Here is a 26,217-nt window from a genome sequence, read left to right on the forward strand (position 1 = left end):
ATAGCTCGCTTCTTGTAAACGACGCTGACTATCAGCAGATTATGATGTTTCCATTGAGTCCGGTCAATTACTAGAGATAGCCGTTGTCCTCGATGGAAATGCTGCTTCAGCCAATATTTGAGGATCGGAAACCACAGGGCTTTGATATTCAACTGCGGCAGTTGTAGAAATCGTTGGATATTCCGCCGCCGACTTTCAAACTGAATCGGTTGAGCAAACAAGGTGGCTAACCGCTCGATGCTCACGCAACGTTCCCGTTGCAGCAGGGCGACCAGCATTTGCAGGGTTATGAATTGAATTGAACTCAGTTGCGCTTGGAGACAAGCCTGGTAAAATGAAGGCAACATTTTTGAAATTGAGGGTGAGTCTTCGGATTCACCCTATTTTTTCGGCTTCAGATCGTCTCTGTCTGCTACCAGCCTTACCTTTCTGTCTCGCTGTCACCCCCTGAGTTTGCGACACAACCGTATTTCGCGCCTTTGCTGACTGTTTGGCTGCATCCTAGTTTTTTAGCTGTACCATGTCACTGCAATCCACAAATCGGATAGCGTGTTGGTATCAAGGAAAAGCTGAAAATTCTGATCTGGCTTGATAAACGATTTGATGTTAGATAACCTACCAATCAGCAAATCGCCTAGATTTGAATCTTTTGTCAGAGAATCTGTTTTTGCATCGCTGTCATTTTTATCCAATTTATCGGCGATTGTCAGACTAGCAGGAATAGGCTTTTGAGTACTACGACACAGAACATCGACCTGCTTAACATGGTTCAGTCTTCCCTGGCTCCAGAACGGATAATGCTCTGGGCGCAGTGTAAGGGTTAACTGATAACGCTGGTTTTCAGATGGCTCCTGATTCTGGAATTTTGCCCACTCCCCTGGAAACTCATGACGGATTGAAAATAATCGAACGGAACCCGCTGCTTCTGCGGAGTTAATGAGTTTTGTCGTTTGCTCTATGGCTCCCCGGCGCAGTAAACCACCTCCTTCACGGGCGGTGTAGCGAATATGCAAAATAACATCGCTGATGGTTTCATAATCAAACTGGCGTGGTTCTCCTTTGCTTGGATTTGCAGGGAGCTGAAGTTGCCATTCGCTGATTACACCAGAGTTTTCAAACGGTAGATAGCGTTCATCTCGCAAGTTTGCTTCAAAGAGTCCACTGTCGTTTTGAGCAGAGCTTGTGACGATCGACTGCAAGCTGCCGAAATAATCGCTGAAGCGACTGTCTTCCGCATCAATACGAGCGTAGCCACCATTCTCTAAGATTAGAGTTGTCCGAATGCTGCTCTTCAGTAAGGTCAGCGTACAATTCACACTTGCATAGGGCCCGGTAATGCAGGGAATGCTCAATGCAACGGTCTTGATCCGCCGGAAGTAGTGCCCAGGGCAATCCATATCAAAGAAGGCTTCTGGGAGTTGCAGGGTGCAGCGACCTGTAGTACGAAGTTGAATCAATGCCATTGGGTCGATTTGAAGCAGGCTAACGTGTTTGGTTAGCTCATACTCGCGCTGGTTCAGGTCGTGGTAAGCCATCTCCATTCGCTTGAGGTCGAGATAAAGCTTTTCGCCTGCCAGCAGCCCTTCTTTGCCTGCCAAATAGCTGAACTGAAGATAGCTTAGTTCTGGATTTCCTAACTCATGCTGCAACGCCCGCTCCGCTTTTCGGGCAATATCGAAAGCAAATTGAAAACATTGAGCATATAGCCCTTTTACCTCTCGTTTCATCCAGGTGTAGAGAGCTTTGTTCGTTTTTTTGCCTGTCTTTTCAGTTCCTTCTTCGTTCAGAAATCGCTCAATCTCTTCTGCCTGTTTCATTTGTTGGCGATGATTTTTTAGCTCCTGTTCAGCGATCGCCTCCCGAATTTGGGCGGCGCGAAGCTGCTTAAAGATTTGAGTGATTTCTCCAGCAGCTAGGTTGCTCTGAAACGTCCAATCCTGCTCACGACGCGAATAGGAGCCGATTCGAGATGAATTACCAGACTCATACGTCCTTTTCTCGGCATCGGTTTTGGCAAAACTTGCCCAGAACGACATTCCTCTAGAGAGTGCCGAGCCACCAAAGCTGAAGTGCCCGCCAAGTCCCCAAAAATGAAAGTCAACGCCAAGTTCAGGTAGCAGGCTTAATCCGGCAGCAATTTTGTCTTTGATCGAGGCTTCATCGTTCAGGTCATGCGCTTCCTTGAGCTTTGTCATCTCCTGCACTTCGTGAGTGCTGAGCTTTCTACCACCAGCCTCGCTCAGGCTTTGAGCAATACCTATCTCGATAGTTCTCGACTGTAACGCAGGCTCCTGCACAGGAAACCTCTTCTTTTCTAAGCTATCTTTTTCTAGCTCACCCAAAGCTTGTTTTGCATCCTGAATCAATTTATCAACTTCGTCTGACTTTTTGCCTAATTGCTGTTCATAATAAGTGAAACGCTGAACCGCAGCTTCAAGGGTTTGAAACAGATTTTCTTTTGATTTAATTGCTTCCTGAAGCTGTCCATATTTAATGTGCTCTACCATCTCCATAACCGTGCGTTCGTGCTTGGCACGGAGAATCGCCATTGCTTCACCGTCTTCTTTCTCCATCGCTGTCAGCAGATTATTGCCCAGAGATTTCACTTCTTGAACAATTTCAGCCGCCTTTTGTACCAGCAGTTGAAATCGTATCAGCGGTAAGGGCTGATTGAGACCGTTAACGATCGCCCCTACATCCAGCCCGGCGGCAGTCGCACGAGCCAGCAGAGCCGGATCGATCGGTGGCTCAAACAGGGCAAGCTGACGGAAAATCCCTTGAAAATTCAGGCTATTGCGAATCTTGAACAGGCGATCGGCAACGGTATCCCAGTAGCTCAACAGCTTGTCGTTGCGCGGCACACAGAAATACAAAGCTTTGCCCAGACTTCGCAGCGTTGCCAGTCGAGCGTTATCTCCTGAGTCTTCGCTGGGGAAAGGCATTAGATCAAAGGGGGCAGCGGCTTCGACCTCGCGCATCACTGTGCCAAACTGTTTCAGGTCTTTCCTCAGGTTGTTGTAGGTTTGGGGGCGGACTGTGCCTTTTTTAGGGACAGGTTGGGGGCGGGGACCGAGAATATTAGCAGCTAGCACATAAAGCATCATGGCTTCATCGATCGCTTCGCCCGTATCTTGCCGAAACAGTGAATCTCCCCAGGTGATTAAATTATCCAGATAAGCCATGACGATTTTATACATATACGCCTGCTGTCGATAGCGAGCGATCACATGGGGGCGAAATGGCGCATTTTTCCATGCCTCAATGCTTTTAATCGTTTCGTCACGCAGCTCCGGATCGCTGTTGGTGACAAGGTTAGTCAGGATTTCCTCGACCTTCTGAACATCTGTTGTTTGAAACGGGCGAACTTTCCAGAAGCGTTCTGGCGTGGGATCGCTGCTTGCGTCGGTGGGGTCAAACAGGTAATGAAACCAGTGCTGTGCCTCGGCGAATCGTTGATTCTTGCTCAGATGAACGGCGATCGTGAACGGGATATGAAAAAACAACTCCCAGTTATAAACCGAGTAAGCACCGCTTGTGGTGAAGTCCAAATCCTTAACCGGATAGGGTCTTTGCACTAAATCTGAGGGGTTGTAGCGGCTCTCCGTAAAGAGATCGGTGTACAGAACAGGACGCAGTTTGCGCTTTAGCAGGGTAGTGGCTGTGCCGCCTGGAATAGTGAACTGCGTACCATTCGGAATCAAAACCTGGCTTCCGGCAGGAACGATCGCCTCTGTGCCGTTTCCAAGGGCGATCGAGGCTGCGGATCTCAACGTAATTTTTGTGTCGCTAAAAACGATCGCCTGGCTGTTTTGCGATAGGGTCAGGCTTGTGCCAGCCGTTGGCGTTCCTGTCATGCCCTCGATCAGCGTAGCTCTGATACTGTCTGACAACAAAGCGTCTGCTATGCTGGTTTCTGCCAGTTTATACTGCTGATTTTCAGGGAGTTCGATCGAAGCACCGCCGGACGTTACCTGTAATTTTGCTAGCAGGCTGATTTTTGACCCCCTCCGAAGCTGAACGGCTGTGTTTGGGTTCAGGAGAACCTCGGTACTGCTCGGAAGCAACGCATTCTCATACTCGGTATCTGCGCCTTGCAGTGCAGAAGTGCCGCCGCGAAGCAACTTCTGCGCTAACTGACCAATGTAGGGATGAAAGTGAGGGTAGCAGCGATAGCTCACCTCGCGCTCGCGAATGACGAAGTACTTCGTTTCCTGCGTGGTGACAACCCGGCGCGGTCTGCGGGGTATGTAAACGAGATCGACATCCAGAGAGCCGTGAAACCTTGTAGCAGTTGTGAGGTAATTCATAAGGGTTGCTCCGTAGTTTAGCGTGCGAAACGGTTTGCACTGACGTTGAATGAGCGGGGACTGGCTTGCTTAATCGCTTCTAGATTCTGCGCCAAAGCTGAATTGAAACCGCTACTGCCCACGACGTTAAGACCGCTTGCAACTTGTACCATGCCAGTTCTTTCTAGCGTTGCTCCTTCTGACAACACAACTGCATTTCCTGCTGCAATCTCGCTGCCTGTATGGACGCTCACTAAATCACCCCCTTGCTGAAGGGTAGCCGCCACTTCAGTGACAGGCAGAACTGCCAGATCGACCCGACCTGCGGCACCAATAAACTCGCCCTCAAACACCAGTGCCGTTGCCGGGTTCACCAGCCAATCCTGTCCAGGATTCATCTTGTAAATTCCCTCTGGATTAATTGCAAACGGCGGAGGATCGCCCCGATCGGGAATTAGCACTTCAGGAATTGGTACTTTGGGAATTTCGGGAATGACAATAAAGTCCTTTCCGGGCGGAATGTAGGAGCCTGAGCCGGGTATTGTGGTTTGCGTAACCCACTCCTGCCATTCCTCGATCGTCTGTTCGATAACGTTGGGTTCAATAAACAGGGTGTGCGCGTTGTCCTGATAAAATATCGGCTTCATCAGCGATGCAATTTCTGAGCGACCACTTTCGATCGCCATTTTGACTGCTTCGGGATTAGCTGCCCCTGCAAAGGCTGAAGTTGGTGCGCCAAACAGGATGTTGTTGTTGCACGGCAGCAGCGTATAGTTGCCTCCCAGTTGCAGAATGCTGCGCGTCTCTGGGGGTTGCGTAGAGCTTCCCGCAGTAGTGGCAATGCGTTGGGCAAAGGTGACGGTGAGCGACCCATCCCCCGAATAGCGCGTAGCGTTGATTTCCTTCGGGCTATAGGGATGGGCAGGAGCCGCTTCAAAAGTTCTCCTTTCCGGGAGGCTGTTTCGACCCGCCAGATAAAACGCCTGATTAAAGGGCGAACCGAGATGAACAAAAACCCCTCGCTCCTCCCCGTTTTCATAAGGTTCCTTCGATACATGAATGAACACCCCATTAGGGTCTACCGCAGTTGCCTTCAGTTTTTGTGGCTCGGATGCTTTGATATTGCTCGATTCACGAGTCGTCCACCTGCCCTGCACATACTCACTCCAGTGAAGTTGAGCTTCCAGTTCTGTCGCAACTTCTGGAATGGTGATAGACTGCGTGGGGTTAAGCGGTCTCGCCTGCTTGTTTTCTTTGGCTTTTTCCATAAATGTCACCCAGAACAAACACAGCCGATCGCGCCAGATTACGGGGGCTAGATGATTGCCCTCAATTTCTGCCGAAATTGGCTCCCACGGTGTCCATGCTCCCTCCGCATAGCGACGATAGAAGTATTGGTGCGGCTGACTATAGGTGCGACCGATGACGTGCAGCCTATTTTGCGCTGGATTGTTTTTATCCTCCAAGTGCATTGCCACAATGTCGAGTCGTGCTAATTGTTCTAGTTTGCGAAGGTAATTGAGAAACGCATCCTCAACCAGATCGCTAGAAACATCCCCCTGCAACAAAGCCCCTTCTAGCTCAGTAAACAAATGCGTTTTGTCGTCTCGAAATTCCGGTTCTAGCCAGTTTTCCGGGAAGAGGAAGATTTTGCGGTTTGCTTCCCAGACGCGGTAACGCTTCATCCATTCCCAGTGGTTCGCATTGACGATCGCTGACGGATGCACCTGCTTTTCCAAATTCAGCAAACACCGCTGAATAAAAAGCTGGAGCGATGAAATGGCGAGTCGAATTCGAGACGTTTGCACGATCGGTTCCATGCCAGGATCAATCAGGAAGTATTCATAAAGCTGTTCCATGCGATCGAAGTGCTGCTGAGTCATGATATGGGCAACCAGGGCATCTCGCTGCTGCTGGCGGAGCTGATCGAAAATAGGTTTAGCGATGCGCTGCCAGCCGTCGGTCTCAAACCGAGCTTTGATTGCCTCCTTCAAATTTCGGGAGATCAGAAAACGCTGCGCTGACGGAGTTGCAGGATTGACAATATAAGTCCACTCAAACAGTGATACGGGGGACACTCCAAACCGCTCAACCACTTGCAAGGCATCCCGCAATCGCTGCAAAGGTTTCTCGCTAGCAAAGTTGGGGGCTTCAAACAAGAGCTTGGCTGTCGCTTTGACGGTGGCTTCATCCCGACGCATGAGGCGAGCAATGAGCGGGTAGGCGTTGCTTAAAGCTGTTTCGTTCGCTTCAAAGATGCCAATGAGATCATCAGTACCGCCTGCAAGATCACGCTTGAGGTGAGCATATCCCGCCAGACGCAAGAACTGACTGAAGAGAGCCTTTGCCCGATCCGGTGAATCTTCGCTAGTATGGGTCGGCAGTTGGCTCAGGGCAAGGTTGTCAAATTGAGCAGCGTGGGTGAGCAAATAGCGCAACTCGCGTTCGCTGATCCCGAATCCCTGAATGAGCTGTAACGATTTGGTCAGCAGTAGCGTTGCTCGTTCAGCCTGCTTGATCGCTGTAAGTGGATACAGCTTGAGTTGACTCAAACTGTCTTTGGGCAACGTTTCGCTCTGCACCAGTAGCCGCGCTCCCCGACCGTTTAGTTTCTTCAGTTCCAGCGTGAAGCGATACAGCAACCCTGGCTTTAGCTCCAAATACTCGCTTGCCCCATCGCCAATTTCATCCGGGCTGCTGCGGGCAGCACCGTTGAGGAATTGGGGCTGGGGCAAATCGTCGAAGCGCAGCGTTGCTTCAGCATTCTCCTGATCAAGAACCACGTAAAAGCGATACGCACCCGATGCAGGTACTTCCAGATAACCCTGGAAGCGGGCACTGTTGGCAACAGGAAGCGGATTGCCGTCTTTGTCGCGCTGATCTTTGAGGGCAGTTTCTGGACTGACCACTGTGAAAGCGGTTGCCTGTCGATCGCCAGAGCAATCATCGGAACTAAAGAAATCTACATTCACACCTCGATCGCCCGGAGCAGTAAACGAAACGAGAAGGGGCTGCTTTTCTCCTGAGGGCTGGGCGAGGTTTAGCAGACGATCGTCGGTCAGCAAGCTTTCAACCAGCGATGGGTCGGAGCCAGTTTGTGCGGTTAAAGTTTGAACAATAAACTGACGAATCAAACTTTGCTGAAGGAAGGGCAGAAATGCTTTTGCAAGGGTAGCAATTTTCTGTTTTCTGCGGGCTTCATTTGCCTTGATGGCTGCTTCTTTGTCAGCCGGAGACAGGCTATCTTGAATCTCGGGCAGCGGCGCAAAGAGAACCTCAAAATCCTCTGTCCTCAAAAAACCTGTTGAGACTGAGGCATTGAGCGGCTGCTTTTTCAGGTGTTTGACAAAGAAGGCATCTGCGTCCTGCCTTGCTTTTGCTTTGACCTGATCAAGCAGCTTTGTCAACGTCTCGCGCTGGTCTGATGTTAAACTGGCATTGAATCGGGCTTGTAGCTCTGTTTGCTGAGCATCAAACAACACGCCGCGAAAAACAAGCTTTTGCTCCTGTTTGGTCGCGTTGTAAGTTAACTGGCTGATTGCAGGTTCGCCCACAAAACTTAGCGGGTTGAGCTGTGCTGCAACTGCAACCTCCTTCGTCACCGTGAATTCGGCTGTACCATTCATCATCGACAGCAACCGCTCAACGACATTCGGCGGAAAAATCAATCCGAGTTTTTGTCGCATGACTTCGTCGCTGAGGTTGCCTGGATCATCAGGAAGGATGTGTTCAGCACGGATCTTGAAGATTCCCTCAGCTAGAGTTTTCAGCAGCGTCAGAGTGGCTTCGCTGTTTGATCGATACTTGCCCGTTTCATCAAATTGATGACGCAGTAGATACTTCAAGTCTTCAATCTGAAACCCACTTTGCCTTACAATTTGAACAATTTCAACAAGGCGCAGCGTATGGTTTAAGGGATAATCTTCTTCAATTTTAGTTGGCGGCTCAGGGTGCAGCGATCGAAACGGATCAAGACCGGAAAGTTGCTTAATTGCAATGAATTCAAGAATCGACAAATCCAGAGCCTTGGCAAGCAGTTGATAGCGGTAGAGAAGCGACACATGCGCCAGCGATAGTTCTGCTGTGTCGATCGACTTACCTGAATCTTTTAGAATGCGATCGATCTCGTCGGTAGTCAAACCGAGTGCGCCTTGCAGTGCCAGCAAATGACCTTTGATCAAAGAGAAAGCTTGAGCCTGGATCTGAACCGCATCCAACAGGTCAGATAGCACATCAGACTCCGGCAGCAGGGCGTTCAAGGTATTCTTTTCCTCATCACTCAAAATTCCGCGATAGGTGAGAAATTGCACTTCTTGCACCGGATCATACAAGACGCTAATTCTGTCGTCTGCCCCCAACTGTGCAGGATCAAGCCGATCGCCCGGTGCAACATTTCCACGCTGAACCCGATGCAGACGCGACCGTGCCATTGCTGCAACTTCATCTGCGGCAAGATATCGTCCTAGCGGATGGTCAAATACATCGTCGCTTTGCAGCAAACTGCGGCTGAGAAAGAGCTGAGAATAGAGCGAATTTTTGCCTGTCGTTGCCAGGTCTGACCAGAGGGTCAGCAGTTTGAGGCGACTCTGTTTACCCGCGCTGACACTGCTGTCCAAGGCGTTAAGATGTGCCAGATAGATCAGTGCTGTCTTGAGCGGTTGCTGGTTCAGCGAGGCAGTCTTAAAGGGCGCATTTTTGGGCAGAAATGTGACTAGGGCGCGATCCGTTTCCGCGATCGTCCATCCGAGTTTTCGCCACAGTCGCACAAACAGATTGACCTTCAAAAAAGCCATATCATCGGCTGCATCGCCGTTGGCATATCGAACTGTTGTTAGGTCGAAATTACAGCCTGCATCGGGATCAGCCAGAACTAATATCTGATCGAAGGGAATCGCGTCTAGCTCACTTTTAACTTGGGCGGGCTGGACTTTGAACTGTTCGGCAAACTTCTGTAATCGCTGCTCAAAAGACTGCACCTCTTTCAGAGTTTTCCATTGGCTCTGGGATAAAGCATCAAATCGCTGCTGTTCAGCTTCAGATAAAGCGTTTCTCTCTTTATCGAGTAGATCACGATTCTGCTCGTAGAGTGTTTTGTTCTGCTGATCACGACAAAACTGTACACTCTGAATACTCACACCTAATCCATAAAGAATTGTCAGTTTATTCAGTTCTGGATTAACAAATTCGGTTTGAATAGTTTCGACTAGCTCTTTGTAAGTTACTCTCAAACGACGTGACAAAGCTTTGGCGGAGTTCAGGTCAATGCGCTGACCATCTTCATCGATCGCCTCATTCTTTGCTGCTGCGGCGTCCTGAAAGCCGTACAGTTCATACCATTTTGGCAGCGGATTCGGGTCACTAAAGATGGCTAACTCTGCGGGCGAAATTCCCAGGGATTCGATCAGTAAACTGGCGCGATCGAACGGTTGCTGAGGTGCAAATAAAGCGTCACTGCGGCGAAGAACTTCCAGCAAATGAGATAGCGGAGTTTCAAAATACTGGCAAAACTGCCGCACGGTTTCCAGCCAGAGATCAAACGGCAGCGTTAGCGGGTATCGCGCTTCACCCAGCTTGTCGTAAGCTTCGCGAATTACGTTTTGTGGCTCGGCTAAAAGTTCTGCGGTTGGAGTGTCGCCAGTGTCACGGGCAGCTTGCTCGGTTAGTCGATCGTTTGCAACGTAGTACTCCAGAATCTCATTGACCACATCAATGTAGGGAAGCGCAGTATGCGTATTTTCGCAGGTGAGCGGAATATGAGGCAGATCGGGGCGGCGATCGATCAACACGTCATAAGGATTCTTGTACTTGACTGTGTACTCCTGGTCGTCGTGGGTGTCTTTCCAACGCACCAGGAAGTTACCCCATACATCTGGCTCTGCATCTATAAATTGCAGCAGATCCACCAGATACGCTGCCGGACTGAGTACCGATCGGCAATGTTCACACTCGCAAAAATCCATTGAGCCAAACAACGACTCCAGCGTTGGATAATCCTTGAGCGCGCCCTTGAGCTTGTCCTGTGCTTCAACACGCTGTTGCGGCGTGCCGGATATCGTCTGAACCGTCGCATCGCTGTCTAGCTTCTTGGCGATCGCGAACAGGTTATACGTAACGCTGCTAACTTGCTTTGCCTTGCGATACACCAGTCGCGTTTCTTCCTGAGACGGATTTCTGCCGTAGAGCTTCAAATATTCAGCCGCAAACAAAACTGAGAATGCTTCTTCGGGATAAGCCATCACATCGTAGGCTGAGGTCATCCCCAAGCTGGTGAGAACGGGCATTGCCTCATTTGTGGGTGTTATCTGATAAATGCGTTGTAGGGTTTTGATTTCTTGCTTTGCCGTTTCAAATTCAGCGTCGGTCATTGCTCCTCTAACACCAACATGACTGTTGAAATAGGCTTCAACGGGCGTTTGTCCTAAGCGAAAGCCCTGAGTCGCCGCATTGTTTAGCAGCGTTGCTGTTGCAGTGCGGGCAGTTCCCAGTTTGAACTGGTCAGCGTTGTCTTGCTCAACCAAACGTCCCACAACCTGCGTCGGGTAGCTGAGGCGAACTTTGCGCGCCATATCCTCAGCCCAGAGCTGACGACCCACTTCGACCGTTTCAGCCGCAAACAGGGGTGGAATCACTGCTGCAAGCTGTTGCTCGTCCTCCTCAGTGAGGTTGTCGCGACGCTCCATTGGAATGTTAGCGATCGCATTGATTTCATCAATCCAGCGATCGATCTGATAAAAATCCTGCTCAACAAGCTGCGTTGGGTTTGTCGTATCGATCTTTTGCTGTAACTGAGCGGTCAATTTTTCACTGTTGCCCGTCAAAAACGCTAACTTACCCTGTAATTGCAGTTTGCTGATTTGGGCGGCATCCAGTCCTACCTCGGAACGTGCCTTCTCCCACAACTCGGCAGCATCTCCGCGATGATTGAGATAAACCGAAGCAAATTTACGCTGTTCGCCTTCACTCAATCCAGAGCTTTTCAGCAAGTCACCATAGGTCGATCGCGATCCGGGGGCGGGTAGATTCAGGCGCACTTTATCTGCAAAGGTGGTGAACTGCTGCTCAAACTCCTGCACTTGGGCGTCCTCTAGCTCTACAATTCCCCCATCCTGCACGGCTTTGAGAGCCTGCTTTGCCACGGCTGGGCTAACTTGAGCCAGCATCAGTTTGTCAGATGGCAGCCCTGCCCGCAGTAAGCCGTAGATCACCTGATTCGGTAGCGAAACCTCCGGGTCTACTGCAAGTTTTTCAGTGGTCGCGGCTAAGGCAATCAGGCGGGCATCCCAACCTGTTGCGCGATTCAGCACGGTTAAATCCTGTCGATTGCCATTCTCCTTTGCCTCTGCCAGTTTTTTTATCTCATTCACAATCGGCTTGAGGCTACTCGATAGTCGCTGGTATTCGGGATCGAGAGACTGTAGCGTGCTGGGCGCAACTAAATTTACGACGTTAGACGAAGCAGTCTCCAGATAATTGAGCGGCTTAGAAAGCGTAATTTCCTCGTTTCCATTGCGGACAGCCCGGACTTCGAGGCTTGCTGCTCTGCCCCCGGTACTGTAGGAAAAAGCGTACTTTCCTCCTGTCAGTGTCGTAGTTCTGCTCAATAATATGGCTTGTTGTTCGCCAAATTCACGGCGATACAGCCGGAGTTGTAGCTGTTCAGCAGGTGACCCGTTCTCGAAGATAATTTGTCCCTCGATTCGGCTTAGTCGGTCAGGCGATTTAGCGATCGGAACAATAACGTTAATTACTTCGAGAGATTTGGCATTTTGCACTACATCCGAAGAATGCAGCAGTTGACCCGCTTCATCCACCACTGACACTCGCAAGTGAATATCTGCAACTTCTGGTAAGGGTTCATAGCGAATGGTGTAGCGTCCTTCTGCATCGATCGTGTCCTCCCCTAGCCGGATAACAGCGCGATCGTCTTCATGCACCGCCCGAACTCGTAAATTTTGCAGCGGCAAGCCATCTTCACGCCGAACTTCTCCACTCACTACAAATTGCGGCAATTTTGTCTGTTCTGATGTTTCATCTAGCATTCCTAGCTGTTGCAGCAACGCATTCATCGCTTTTGCCGTCGCTTCATCCACTGCACCGCTACTTTGAAGCTGCCGTTCTTCCTGAAAAATGCTCACCAGCTTTTGCGTAAGGTCGCCGTAAAACTGCTGCGATCGCTCTCGCCGAAGCCCCTGAGATAGCTCCCGCCGTGCTCCCTCCTCGTTTGGCAGGATGAGCAGGCGATCGAGAAACAGTTGCAGGGCATCCTGAAGATCAGCAATGGTCGGATCGGATGTGTTTGGAACCAGGGGAAAAACAATCTTGTTCATAGCTGGCTTCTCAACTTGTTAGGAGCTTGGTGGACTGTGGCGGATGCGATCGGACTTAATTAGTGTGGTGAAGGAATTTCAAGCTGCGTTAGCACTGGTTTGAACGTGACGAGTTCTAAGATTTCAACTCCTTTCGGAGAAATAGTCGATTGAGGATAATGGAAGTTGTATCGATCGTGTTTTAATCTGCTTTAAATCGATCGGGCATGTATGGCTCATTGAAATAAAAATCAATTGCTTAAGAAACAAAAGACGAGCATTTATAAGGATATGCAAGAGCGTTAAAAGTCTTTGTAATAACCAGTTAATTCCTCGCCCCAATTACTAAGAACCGGGCATACAATATCTTTTTTATGATTCTCGCTCATTCATGCCTTCCCTTAATTGTGCAAGCCAATGTTCTCGATCTGTCATAGTGAGTGCGACATTTTCCAGTAAAGCACCAGATGAATCTTGAAAGAAAAGAATTCGATGCTCCCCTGAATCACCTGCGTAGATAGTTCCGTGCTCCTCAAATAGAGACAGTATTCCAACGACATTTAATCCGTTAATTACTCCGACGAACCGATCAGTAATCTCATTCTCTAATCCAGAAATCAGGCGGTTGATTACTATATCTCGCTGATCTGCGCCCAGTCGCACTACTTTATCCCGAATAGCAAGTTCGACTTCACACCAGTCATCGGTGTCGCTTAGAAGTGTTAATGCAATATTTTGTATCGCTAGCTTTATTACCATGGTGCTGGCACCTCAACGCCGTTGCGATAAAAAGTTACGTTTCCTTGAAACCTAGCCCAGTTTGCCTGCAAGTATCGAAGTTCCTGTGCTGTTATCGTTCCTGCGTGTTGACCTGTGTTTTGCAGGATTCCCTGTAGGTTCTCCATATTTGTTAAATCGAAACGTATCCGTCCTCCCTGTGCAATCTGAGCTTCCATCGTCTGAATAGAGAATTGTATCCAAGATTGATCCGGTGTCTTACCAGCTACATCATTCAACAGTCTTCCACCAGCACTTTCCTGAAGCCGTCGTAACGCACCACGGGCTGACGCTCCATATACAAGGTCATTCGCTCCGAACCTTAATCCGGCTGGTGCTGCTGGAAGCGGAACTCCTTGAGCAGAACCCCCCGTCCCCTGTCCCTGTGGCACTGATGGTCCTGTAGGTCTTGGCGGCACAGCGGGGGATGCTGGAGCAGGTGGCGGCGTTGCTGGAACAGGTGGCGGGGGAGTTGGAGTTGGTGGGGGTGCTGCTGGAGTCGTCCCACGACCCGAGAAAAACCTACTGATACCGGCGAAACCTCTTCTCACAACAGCTGGAGCGACTGCAAATGCAACCATCCGTGTAGCAGTACCCTTCAATGAATCCCCTAACATACCGGAACCAATTCCAAGACTCTCGATTACTCCAGCCCCCCCCTGCACAATTGCGGTACCGTAGTTTCCTTGCTCCCATTGGCGAACTGAGGTGGTGGCACGAACAGTTGCGCGCTCCAAAAGTGCTTGCCTTGTTGCTAGAGGCAGTCCTCGACGCTCGAAATCACGATCTTGAGCTTCTACAAGTGCCCTTACTGAAGCCTCATCGTAGTTTGCTCGCTCGGCAGCCTCCCACGCAGCACGTACTTCTGGAGACATTTCTTCTGCTGGATGAGCCTGAGTTCCCTGAGGATCAATAAAACGAACAGGATTGGCACGCACGAAAGCGTAAACATTCAATCCATCTTTGATATCCACTGGATCACTTCTTGTCCACCTCCCCAACCACGGGGCGTAATAGCGTGCCCCATGATAATACAACCCGCTTTCTTCATCCCGCTCCTTCCCGGTATAGCGATAGCGTTTAGGTGTTTCGGTTTGACTTCGTACCGCTTGATAGGACGTGCTGCCGTAGGGTGTGTACTCTTCGTAGAAAATGATTTGTGCCCGATCGTCTAACTCCAGGCTAGCTGAACTCAGGTGATTGCTTAACTGATAGCGAATAAGCTGTTTCTCTGTGCGATCGTCTATCTCGTTGCGCGTTTCAACCAGAGCAATGTGCTGTTTATCGTTCATCACATGAAGCGATTCACGCACCAGCCCGGCATGATTACCCGAATGCTGACGATAAATCTCGAAACTTCCCAGATAAATACGCTCGTCCTTTAAGTTGCCGTTTGCCAGTTCGGTGATTTTGCGCGATCGTTGTCCTGATGCGTCATAAACGTAATAGGTGCGTTCTCCCTGTCGTGCCACACCGTTAATATCGTCATCATCAACCTTTTGGCGTTGGGTCATTTGCAGTTGGTCTTTATAATCCCACTGCATAATTTGCAACTGAGGCATTCGCAGCATATTGCCGTGGGCATCATAGCCATTGCCATCCGTGCTGTATGTTTCGGTTCTTTCGCCGATCGTCGTACTGGTCAAACGATTGCTCTGTTTGCCAGGTTCGAGCAGGCTCACCTCACGGTAGGCAAAACTGCGAGTCCAGCCAGAATGCTCTGGGTCGCTGCCGCGATGCTGCATTTCCAGGAAGTTGCCCACTGCGTCATAGACATAGCGTTCAAGATAAGTTCCCATTGCGTTGCCGTCACTGGCTGACCAATCGATCGCCACTCGCGGAATATCGCTATAGGTGTGAGGAATGGGTGCGCCGCCGACCTGTCCCAGATGCTCGCGTCCTGTGGCTTCAATCAGACGATAAAGTGCATCGTAGGTAAATGCTGCGCTGGGTTCAACCTGTTTGCCGCGGAAAAAGATCGTTTGTTGAGCATCATCGCGAATATGGACGATATTGCCTGCGGGGTCATAGGTGTAGCGCAGATTTTGCAGTCCGCAGGGCGTGTTTTGCGGCGGGTTATCTGGGGCGGCAAAGCGAGGGGGCTGATTGCCACAATCTTCAGTAAACGCTGTGCCTCGGCGCGTGTAAAGCTGGATCAGCCGAAATGTTTCGGGGTCATAGGTGTATCGGGTCGTTACCCCGTTTTTATAGTCAATTTGCAGGCGTTGTCCTTTTGCATCATAGTCAATGTTTTCCACTCCCACCGGGGAAGGCGGGACGGCAGCGCGATCGATCAGTCCGATCGGCTCTTCGGGGTGCGACAGCCAGATATCGATGCGTTCGAGCAGATTCGCCTCGTTGTATTTTGGCTGAATAATATTGCGGTTTGCTCCCGCTTGGCTGCTGCGAGGCGCGATCGCTTGAATTGGGCGGTTGAGCGCGTCAAAAACGGTATGGCTCGCAAAGGTTTCAGCTTCCAGCAGAGGCGCGAGAACTGCTTCTAGCGCAACGCGATCGATTTTTGCAGTTGAACTGGCTGGCAGCGCAGCATCAGCCGCACTCCAGGCGATTGATTTCTTGTATTCCTTTACTAATCGGCGCGAACTGCGGAGTAAATTGCCCTTAAAGTCATAGGCTTCGTTTGCTGCCGCGCCTGCTTGCTCCAGGTGCAAATAAAGCTGTCCTCGCAGATTGCGTGACTCGTTTTCCGGGTGCTGCTCTCCGTAAACCAACCGCTCAGTCAGCATTTCTAGAGCGGGATTCGCCGAATCTGCCCCTGTGACAAACGAGCGCAACGGACGACGCAGCCGATCGTACTCCGTGCGAAAACGATGTCCCCGGCTGTCCCAGATGCGAATTGGGTTGCCCGCTACATTATTCAAAATCCAGCGTTTGCCTGCCTCCATGCTGGCTTGATGAATCTGGTTGCCGAGCAGGTCATAGTGGTAGCGCATCACAAGCCGCCCCTGCGGATCGCCTGCCTGGACGATCGCATCCCGCACGCTACGCTGATTGCCTTCGATATCTCGCTCGATGCGGCTGTAAAATTGCGCTTCTGTTCCGTTTAGCGTGTGGTTTTGGGAGACGACCCTGTTGTGGGCAACGGTCAAAAAAGGTCTTCCCAGGGTGTCGAAATAGGCGATCGTGGGCGTGTTGGCATGGGCGGCGGCTTTGGTTGCAGCAGCCTGTTCCTGTGCGCCGAGAGCCGCTCCCTGACGCTGAGCATACCAGGTTTGCCAGGTTTCAGGCTGGGTTGCAAAGTAGCGCGAAACGTATCCCTGAATGTGGCGATCGGTGCGAGGGTCTCCGGTTTCTGTACCCTGGGGAGCAACGGTATCGTTGACATCGTAAGTCACCTGTTTCCAGGGATCAAAAATCACCTTTTCATAGGTGTGGTTGGGGTACAGCGTTGCAATAACGCGCTCTAGCGGGTCATAAAACAAGATGGGGCTAACCCCAACAATTTGAGCAAACTCAAAATGATGACGCTGGGCGGGCGGGAGCTGGCTGAAAAACGGCTCGTACTGACGGACGGGTTTGCCTTTGTTATTAAAAATTGTCCAGCCACTTCCAACCCAGCGGAGCGCGCCCACAACGCCATTGGTTTTCTCCGGCTCTGCCTGAATCTTCTTCTGAATCTCTCGCCCAAAGCCATCGGAATAGGAGAAGCCGACCTGAACTTTAAGACCATCGGGTGGCAAAGAAGCATTCAAATGGGTTTCACGAGCGACGCTTGCCGCATAGATGGGTAACCACTGGGCAGGATCGCTGGGGTGTGCTTCCTGAGTTCGCTGAAATCGTTCGAGATCGTAAATGACTCGTGTAGTGGCATCCTTCAGCAGCGGCAGGGCGGTGGAGTGAGGGTCAGCCGCTTCGTAAAACGCATTGATCTGGCCTTGGGTCAAATCTGCTTCAAAACCTGCCAGAGAGTCTCCTTCTGCTGCATCGGGAAGGGGTTTACCCATTACTGCTGTACCCACGACCATTCCCAGCGCATCAAAGGCAACAGCCGTGCGATTGCGGTTTGGATCAGTCAGCAGCCGAGGCTGAAGCACGCGGTAGTCGTTTCCGTGACTTGTGAGATTGCCATTTTCATCGCGTTCGCCGATTGTCACCCGATTTCCCAGTGGATCGATCGTCTCCACAGTCAGGAGGTTATAGGGCGGAGCCGCAGCAGCGGGGGCACGATCGTATTTCACCGTAGTGATGCCACCAAACGGATCTCGATAGCGATGGGGCAAGAAGAAATGCTGGCGAGCGTGGGCAAGTTCCTGGGCTGCCGTATCGGCACTGTCTGGTGAGTAAAACACTTGTCCTGAAGGGATCCACCAGTGACCGCTGTTATCGAGATCAACATATCCTCCTCGATCGCCTTCCGTTCCTCTCAGAACAGCAGCAGGGTCAGGCAGCAAGTTTTCTGAAGCAGTGCCTGGTGGTCGGGTCGCATTCAAAGGACGCTGAAAGACCTGGCTCAACAGTCCTGGTGTGAAAGCCAATTTGTAGCTCTCGCCTGGCAATGCCCGTGGCTCCAGTTGTCCTGTTTCCAGAAATGCCGTCAGGTCATCTTTGCGGTAAAGGGTGCGAACTTGCTCGATAAGCCGCTTTTGGCGCGTGGTGCGATCGGCGGTCTGCTCATATTGAATCTCGACGGCTGATGCGAGTAAGGCAAAGTCCTTGCGCGTCCATTCGTCGAAGCTAAACCGATCGGCATGATTTTCTGGAGCAAAGTTTTCGGGGACAAACCCTGTTAGCTCATACGTGTGTGACTCACAAGGCAGCGGCGTGCGGTAGTGATGGGATGGGGCAGCATCGCCGATCGCATGGGTGAATCGATTCTGGGTGTAGGTGATTAGCCGCTGGGTTTGCTGGTCGCGATCGATTGGCAGGGGCAGTGTAGGGTCGGGTTGTCGTCGTCCATAGGCAACCGCGATCTCCTGCAGGGTATTACCAAAGTCATCGACCTCTAGCGTCATTGCATGCTGAATGCGAGGGTCAGCAGGGTTACGTTCGTAGTGGTAGGTGATGGCTTCACGGGGATGGGCGAAGAAAACGCCATAACGCTGCTCGGCGCGCGGCTGCAAAGTGCGAATGGTAAAGCTCTGCTCAATAACCGTGTAGGGAGTTTTGGCGCGTTGGACGATCGCTTCAGACGCTTCGGGAGGGGCATCGTCCGCATAAACTTCCTGACGCAGCATCAGTCCTTTAAGGGCGCGGCAGGCTTCTCGTTCTTCGTCCAGGGTCAAATGATCAGGCAAAACGGTATCCGGCAGCAGCAATCTCCTAAATACCTCATTGCTCAAACCTGGCTCACGATAATACTCCGCTTCAAATTGGCGCGAAATATGCTCTCGATCGAGATATAGTCCTGTGTGATACCAAGTCTTTGTGTGTACAGGAGGCAGATGAGCTGCAGCATCAAGGTTGGTTGCATCCGCCGCCCCGTTTTCCCCCAGTGCTGAAAATTCTTCGGTGTCCCACTGCTCCACCATGCCGAAGCCGCGAAACTCACGCTCTACACCATCGAAGTAACCGTGATGGTAGGCATAGCGAGTGACAAAACGGTTACGGCTGACATGGTCATAAGTCTCGACTCGCTCCACAACCTGCACCGGGAAAGGTAGCCGCGTAATCCAGGGCTTGCCGCTATATTTGTCCTGCAAATAAAACTGGGTTGAGGAGACATAGTGAATGCGAGTTTCAGCACCGAAATTATTAATGGTTTTAATCAACAAGTGAGGCTTCTGCCCGCCCATCAAATTGACGTAGCGCATCTGCCGCCGCTGATCTGCTGGCAGGGGCGATGACCAAACCAGACAAGCTGTGCCATTACCGAGCAGATCAGTTGGCACAATGCTCGTTAGGTTATCAACCTGAGGAAAAACGGGCAGCGATTGCGGCATACTCCAGCAATTGCCCGACTGATTGAAATAGATCCGCATACCGTCCCGGTGCAGATAGAGAATGTCGGTGGTTCCTGTGCCGTCAATATCTGCCAGGCGGATTCGCTTCGGATCAAACTGATCAGGATGATCAAAATAGGGCGCGTTGTCCATTGAGACTTTTGCCCCAAATCGCCCATAGCCCAGATTAGACCAGTAGCACACCTCGCCGTTGCGAATCCGCACCAAGTCAGTTAAACCATCGCCACTAAGATCCGCCAGGTAAATCGATTGGCTACCGTCCGCAAAAGCCAGTCGAGGTCCGGTTTCTTCATCCAGTGCTTGAGCCACTCGCTGCGCCACACCAAACCCTTCTTCCGCCAGGGATTGATGCCAAACAAAGGCACTGTCTTCAGTGATCAAAACATCGGCATGACCATCGCCATCGAGATCAACAAACTTTAAATTGGCATCCGCCATGCTGCATTTTAGACGCGAGGGAAAGGAACGAAAAGGTTGCCAGCCTTCGCGATCGTCATGCTCATACAAACCCACTACCGCCCCATTCATCACGACTAAATCCGGCTGTCCATCGCCTGCCAGATCCATAAACTGAGCCTGCCCCGCTCCTAGAGCCAAATTTGGTTTGCTCACAACTTGCTCGATCGGAGCAAATTCGACCGGGTGCTTGCCGATCGGGCTGATGTTGCGCTTATAGAACCAGCCAGTTGCTTGCTCAGTCAGGATGCCGGGAATTCCCTCTGCATGCAGATCAATCCACTGGTAAGTCGAGCCGTCTAAGCCGATCGGCAAATTCTCCAGACTGGTCGGATCAACCTCTTCTACACGGTTCTGCACCTGGGGCTGGGTGTATTCAAACTCTAGCGGCGGCAGGCTCCGCTTAAAGTAGCCGTTTCCTTGCCATTTGTAGCCAGATTGAGTCACCGAGAGCATAAATGAGTAAACGGGTTGATCAGTCTCCTCCGGGTTTTGCTGACGCGAGTATGCGAAATCAGTGGAGCGCACCAGGCAATCTTTTCCAACTTCTGCTTCGCCTTCAAAATGATGGAACATCAGCACCCGCTGGCAGAGCCGAGCCGTCCGCACCTCGAAGCCAGCCCGGTAGTTTGAGAACGGATCATTGCGGTAATGCCATTCCCCTGCGTCTCCCGGTGTTGGCATCTGGGTATCGTGTTCACCGTAGTCAAACACAAGCTCGAACATCCAGTATGGATTGTTGGTTTGATCTGCGGGTAAGTCGCTCAAGAAGCGAGGGCGATATCCGGTGCTGTCCAGGAGCGGCACCCGGTTGCCATAGTAAATGCGCTTCAGATAACGGTTCGCGGTTCGTCTTTGATCGTCTCGATCGCCCCGATTGCGTTCATGGGTCGCGTGAAGATCAGCCCCCGCCCCATCCTCTGGCTTGTATTCGTAGAGAATGGCATTGCCTTTATCATCACGAGTTTCACAGATCAACCAGCTAAAAATGCGCCCAGTTACTTCAGGATCAGCGATACGCGAGTTTGTGTCTTTGCCATAAAGGGTGAGGATATTGTCTTTGGAAATCGATCGCCAGTGGACATCCTCAGGACGATCGATCTTGCTCCATTGCTCAATGCGGGCAAAAAGTCCCTCAGTGCGAGGACGATAGCGTCGAACCTGATAACCGTCGATGTCATCCTGCTCAATAATAAGTTTGCCCTGTGGGTCGCGTACCCAGTTTCCCTGATCATCCCGCTGATAAACAGGCACTAAATCTTCTGCACCTGACAGGATAAAAACATCAGACTCGATCGCATCTTCATAGCGCGGCAAGCCCTGATCGGTTTTTCGGGTGATTGACGGCAGTGACAGGCTCCAGCCAAAACCAAATGCACCATTCCCAGATCCGGAGTCATAGGAAAGCGAAAGTTGAGGATTGAACTCAGAACGCCCCACACTGCTAGCGATCGGAATTGACAGTGAACCTGTTCCTGTCACCGGGTTGGCAGCAAATTTCTCGCCTATTCCCTTTATCGCACCACCTGCCTTTGGCAACGAAACTGTCGAAGGAGGAGAAAAATAGCTTTTGTTCGGCTCCGCAGATTGTTCACTGCTTCTGTCAGCGTTGCCTAGCATGATATAACCCTTAAAAAGAGAAGGGATGTTTTTGATAAGCCTGGTGATCTAAATTATGTGAAAGTTTGGTAGATGCAGAGGTACACACGAGGGTGATTTTGAGAAGAAGATGAAAGCTTAAGCTGATAAGCCTGGTGAAATTAAATTTTAGGAATGCTACGCCAGTCCAACTTGACCCGTATATCCTTTCAGAACGGCGATCGTTTGATTTGCCGCATTCACGATCGTGTCACGCCCGGCACGACTAAAGCTTGCGGCTAATCTCCCTAAATCAAGCTGATCATCGAAGCCAAATTCATAAATGCTGGCGAAACCACTGCTGCCGAGGATGACCGTATCGCTGCCTCGTCCTAGATAAACCGTGTCACTGCTGCCTGCCTGAATCTCAACTTCTGCACCTAAAAAACTCGACTCCAGAAAACGAGAGTTCAACAGAATATCAGGAGGAGTCACTGTTCCACCCCGAAGATTCACCACATCATTGCCATTGCCTGCATGGATTACATCGCCCCCTAAGCCCGAAAACAGCAGATCATCGCCTGCGCCGCTCGTAATCACGCTGTTGGTGCCCAGGGTAATGATGGTATCGCTTTCAACCCCGGTGAGAATCGTAGCAGTATCTGCCCCAATGGTTCCTCCAAGGGTGGCTCGTAAAGACGAAACGGCAATAAAATTAGGTCCCACACCGCCTGTAATGACTGCATTTCCAAATGAAATAATGCCTGCCATAATGCACCCACCGCCGGGACCGATCGCCAGTTGGAAGGGCTGTCCCTGAGCATTGAAATAGCTAGAGAGGCTGCTGACATCAGATAAAATTACATCATCGCCTGCCCCTGGAAGAATGAGAGTATTCCCGGCTCCTAACAAAATGCTGTCGTTACCGCTCCCAGCATTAATGAAGCGGTTGCCAGTGCCACTCGCATCAAGCAGATCGTCTCCGACCCCGCCCAAAACAATGTTATCGCTGTCGAACCGACCATCAAAGAATGTCATGACTATCTCCTGTAGAATTAATCACAATTTATTAAATTGTTTGCATCTCGAAAATTTGCAGTGCTCGAAAAACAATGCTCAATTAGCCAAAAATGACGCTTGAAAAGGGAGTAATCTGAAAGTCATTTGCTGTTAAGGCAGGATTACCATTGAGGACAGCAAACCATCCACCCGAGCCAAAGCCTGGAGCGCTGCCGTTGCGGTTAAAAATAAGAACACCTGCCGTGTTGACGTAGACGATTTTGGCACTCTGGGTTGCTGCTGATGCAGAGTTATTAACGATCGCAAATTCACTTGGTACACTAAATCCATTTCCAAGCGAGCTAGACAGCGATCTGAATGTGTTTTTGTCTAAAACGATCTTGTCCACGGATGGGATGAAATCAGTAATGCGATCGATCCCATTGCTCTCGCGATTGAACGCAGTGCCAGTATAAAATCTAAACCGATCACTGCCTGCGCCTCCGGTCATCGTGTTGGTGCCGTTGCCCTCGGTCAATGTATCGTCGCCACTTCCGCCAATCAGAGAATCATTGCCACCTAGCCTCCAGGTCTCATCATTACCGGTCAGTCCGTCAATGGTGTCGTCGCTATTTCGACCCAGCAGAAAATTATCTTTATTGCTCGTTCCCAGGGAAACGTAAACATGGTCGCGAGCGAAGCCGACAATATCAGCAAACCCATCACCATTTATATCGACAACTTGGCGCGGATATTTACTTTGGGTTGCCCACCCGTCTTCAACAGTGAACTTATTGAATAATCATACGTTAGCAGGGAAAAAAGTACCATCTCCATTTCCTAGAGAGACGTAAATTCGATCTTGACCAAAGCCAACAATATCAATTCTGCCGTCTTCATTCACATCTGCAAGCTGTCGCGGATATTGATCTTGGCTTGTCCAGCCATCGTTGACCGTAAAGCCATCCGCTAAACCCACTTGAGCCGATCGAAATGTACCATCTTCCTTTACCAGGGAAACATACACATCATTCAAACCAAAACCGACAATATCGGCTCGACCGTCTCCATTGACATCGGCAAGCTCTCGCGGGTATTTAAGCTGGAGATAAATGTCGCTGCTCCACCCTCCATCATTGACGGTAAAGCCATCTAACAAGCCGATCTGAGCTTGCTCAAACGTACCATCTCCCTTTGCCAAAGAAACAAAAACATTATCAAAACCAAAGCCGACAATATCCGCTAATCCATCTCCGTTGACATCGGCGAGCTGCCGGGGATATCTATCTTGGCTATTCCACCCCCCATCGTTGACTGTGAAGCCATCCGAGAAACCCACTTGAGCGGATGCAAAGGTTCCGTCTGCGTTAGCCAAAGAGACATACACATCATTCAAACCAAAGCCAACAATATCGGCTCGATTGTCCCCGTTGACATCGGCAAGTTGGCGCGGATACCTATTCTGGCTGCTCCAGCCACCATTATCCACCGTAAGACCGCTGGATAGACCGATTTGAGGATTTGGACCAAAGGGGCGATCGCCAAGGATATAAACCATGTCTATTTTCTCTATTGAAATCTAACTTCTGTAATCAGCTTTTGCTTGCACCTATAGTGCTTCATCCTGGCTTTTGAGGAAGAACCAGCTAACGCGCCGTTGTCTCTTTAATGCCAAATTTAACTCTTGCTTTCAATACGTAATTTGCCGGATGCCTGTATTAAGAGATTGCAACAGAAATCAGATTTGAGAGGATGAAGTTTGTAGATTAGGGTTAGCCCCAACACAATCAATTACGATGGCACCTTTAACCAACCAAGATGTAAAAGGCATCCTTAAATTTCTTCAGGAGCTTTTAACACCTTGCACCGTTGAAACCTTACCTGAGCAAATTTTTTCTGCATTACCCAAAGCTGTCCCGGCTGAAATAATCAGCTTGACTTTAACCAACTTTCAGTCCCATCGCTTGGTTAGAGGCTGGACTTCAAATGCTGCTGATACTGAGTATCTGCCAGTCGCAAATCAGCATTTCGTTGAACACCCTTTTGCTCAACATTATTTTCAAACTAGGGATGGTAAGGCGCATTGCATCTCAAACTTTATTAGCAAAAATCAACTGCATAGCCTGGAAGGTTTGTATCACAGATACTTAAAACTCCTTGACATGGAAGACCAGATGGTGACAATCCTGCCAACTGCTTCTACTTCTACCAATACGATGGCTCAGAACCAGGGAGACGCTGTTGTGCTTGCGCTCCACCGACCTCAACGAGATTTTTCTGAACGCGATCGCCTCATCATTAACCTACTGCGTCCTCACTTGGCTCAAGCCTTTCAAAACGCTCAAGCCCTTACCCAAACTCAGCAAGCGTTGGCAGAGTTAAATCACACAATCGAGCAACTAGGGGCGATCGCTATCGCTACAAATGGTCAGGTTCGCCACATGAGCAAACGGGCTTGGGAACTGTTGGTGCAGTACTTTCAACCTGCATCCCTGCAAAGCCAGCACCTACCAGACAATTTGCAGCGCTGGCTCAATCATCAGATTGCAATCCTTTCTCGAGGGAAGAATCTAGAGATTCCTTGTCGCCCTCTGGTGATGCAGCAAGAAGAACGACAGTTGATTGTTCGACTGATTGTTGATCGACCTGGTGAGTGGTACCTACTCCTGCTAGAAGAGGAACAGATGGCTCCATTATCAGCAGGAGCATTAGAGTTAATCGGTCTGACGAAACGAGAAGCCGAAGTTCTCTTCTGGGTAACTCAAGACAAAAGTGATGCAGAAATTGCAGTAACCCTAAATCTTAGTACGGGAACGGTGAGGAAGCATTTGGAGCACATTTACCAGAAATTTAATGTGCATACTCGTACTGCCGCAGTCATGTATGCGCTGAGAGGTTTAGGGTTGCTTAAGGGATGAAACTCATTTTAATTTTCAGACAGAAACACCTTAGAAACTGTTTGTAAAAGTCGGTTAAGTAGCTACAGTTGTCCAAGTTCGTTGATTCTTAGTCAGTCTCCGCAGCATTAGACGAATCATCACCACATAAATCATGCCCTCATGATTCTCTGGTAGTCGCTCATAATCTCGGTTGAGAATCCGCGCGTTCTCTAGCCAGGTCCAAGTTCGCTCCACGATCCATCGCTTCGGTTCCACTTGAAAGCCCTTTGTTCCGTCAGCCCGTTGGCTAATTTCGACCTCTACTTTGCGGTCTGCTTGTGCAAAAAAATTACATAGCAGTGCGTTGAAGTTGCCCTGATACCCTTTGTCTGCGAGCACTTTCACAATCCGCCCATACATCTCGATGACCCATACTAAGACCCCCGGTGCTGCCTTGACATCAGCTACATTCGCCGCTGTGACATAACAGCCCAAGACCAGTCCTAGAATGTCAACGACAATGTGCCGCTTACGTCCCTTTACCTGTTTGCCACCGTCAAAGCCTTGTTCTTCCCCCCTTTTTGTCCGAGTTTGACCGACTGGCTGTCGATGATGACCAGACTCGGTTCTGCTTGCCTGCCTTCCCTTTGCCGTACTTGCCGCACTAGAACGGCATTGACTTGCTCCCACACGCCCAACTTTACCCACAGCCGAAAATAGCCATACACGGTTTCCCAAGCCGGAAAATGACACGGCAAAGCTCGCCATTTGATCCCATTGTCAGCACGGTAGAAAATGGCATTGACCACCTCGCGCAAATCCACTTCTCGCGGTTTGCCGACGGGCTTGCGAGCAGGCAACAACGGTTCAATCTGCTGCCATTCAGCATTGGTAAGGTCACTGTCATACCCAGGGCGGCTCATGATTCTCACGCTTCACAATGCACTACTTCTACCTATGACTCATACCTTCAACTTTGAATCACCTCCTTCATACTCTTTTACAAACAGTTTCT

Annotated in this window: 8 protein-coding genes and 2 pseudogenes; 1 reads left to right on the plus strand and 9 read right to left on the minus strand. The window is 50.3% G+C overall.

Annotation, left to right across the window (positions count from 1 at the left end):
* The 8 genes and pseudogenes from H6F80_RS20795 to H6F80_RS20830 form a co-directional block, all read right to left on the minus strand.
* Window positions 1-347 (minus strand): annotated as a pseudogene (locus tag H6F80_RS20795) (IS4 family transposase); the annotation flags it as partial.
* Between the two features lie 162 nt (window positions 348-509).
* Window positions 510-4,307 (minus strand): Tc toxin subunit A-related protein, encoded by a 3,798-nt coding sequence (locus H6F80_RS20800; RefSeq protein WP_199296721.1) that lies wholly within the window; start codon window positions 4,305-4,307, stop codon window positions 510-512.
* A gap of 17 nt (window positions 4,308-4,324) precedes the next feature.
* Window positions 4,325-12,613 carry a neuraminidase-like domain-containing protein gene (locus tag H6F80_RS20805; RefSeq protein ID WP_190793436.1) on the minus strand — a complete coding sequence of 2,763 codons (8,289 nt, stop codon included), beginning with the start codon at window positions 12,611-12,613 and terminating at the stop codon, window positions 4,325-4,327.
* A gap of 351 nt (window positions 12,614-12,964) precedes the next feature.
* The gene (locus H6F80_RS20810; RefSeq protein ID WP_190793437.1) at window positions 12,965-13,351 is read right to left on the minus strand and encodes a hypothetical protein; all 387 of its coding nucleotides are present in this window, start codon (window positions 13,349-13,351) and stop codon (window positions 12,965-12,967) included.
* Window positions 13,345-21,366 carry a SpvB/TcaC N-terminal domain-containing protein gene (locus H6F80_RS20815; RefSeq protein ID WP_190793438.1) on the minus strand — a complete coding sequence of 2,674 codons (8,022 nt, stop codon included), beginning with the start codon at window positions 21,364-21,366 and terminating at the stop codon, window positions 13,345-13,347. Before H6F80_RS20815 ends, H6F80_RS20810 begins: the two co-directional genes overlap by 7 nt.
* Window positions 21,367-21,522: 156 nt before the next feature.
* On the minus strand, window positions 21,523-22,362 hold the full coding sequence (locus H6F80_RS20820; RefSeq protein WP_190793439.1) for a calcium-binding protein: 840 nt from the start codon (window positions 22,360-22,362) through the stop codon (window positions 21,523-21,525).
* 82 nt (window positions 22,363-22,444) lie between these two features.
* Window positions 22,445-23,056: a calcium-binding protein gene (locus H6F80_RS20825; protein WP_190793443.1), complete on the minus strand. Its 612-nt coding sequence runs from the start codon at window positions 23,054-23,056 to the stop codon at window positions 22,445-22,447.
* Between the two features lie 69 nt (window positions 23,057-23,125).
* Window positions 23,126-23,881 carry an FG-GAP repeat domain-containing protein gene (locus H6F80_RS20830; protein WP_190793440.1) on the minus strand — a complete coding sequence of 252 codons (756 nt, stop codon included), beginning with the start codon at window positions 23,879-23,881 and terminating at the stop codon, window positions 23,126-23,128.
* Window positions 23,882-24,497: 616 nt separating this feature from the next.
* Between H6F80_RS20830 and H6F80_RS20835 the strand changes: the two genes are divergently transcribed.
* Window positions 24,498-25,241 carry a helix-turn-helix transcriptional regulator gene (locus tag H6F80_RS20835; RefSeq protein ID WP_190793441.1) on the plus strand — a complete coding sequence of 248 codons (744 nt, stop codon included), beginning with the start codon at window positions 24,498-24,500 and terminating at the stop codon, window positions 25,239-25,241.
* A gap of 54 nt (window positions 25,242-25,295) precedes the next feature.
* On the opposite strand, the pseudogene H6F80_RS20840 reads toward H6F80_RS20835, so the two are convergent.
* Window positions 25,296-26,125 (minus strand): annotated as a pseudogene (locus H6F80_RS20840) (IS5 family transposase).
* Window positions 26,126-26,217 lie beyond the last annotated feature (92 nt).

The sequence above is a fragment of the Leptolyngbya sp. FACHB-711 genome (genome assembly GCF_014695615.1).
Lineage (GTDB): Bacteria > Cyanobacteriota > Cyanobacteriia > Elainellales > Elainellaceae > Leptolyngbya_A.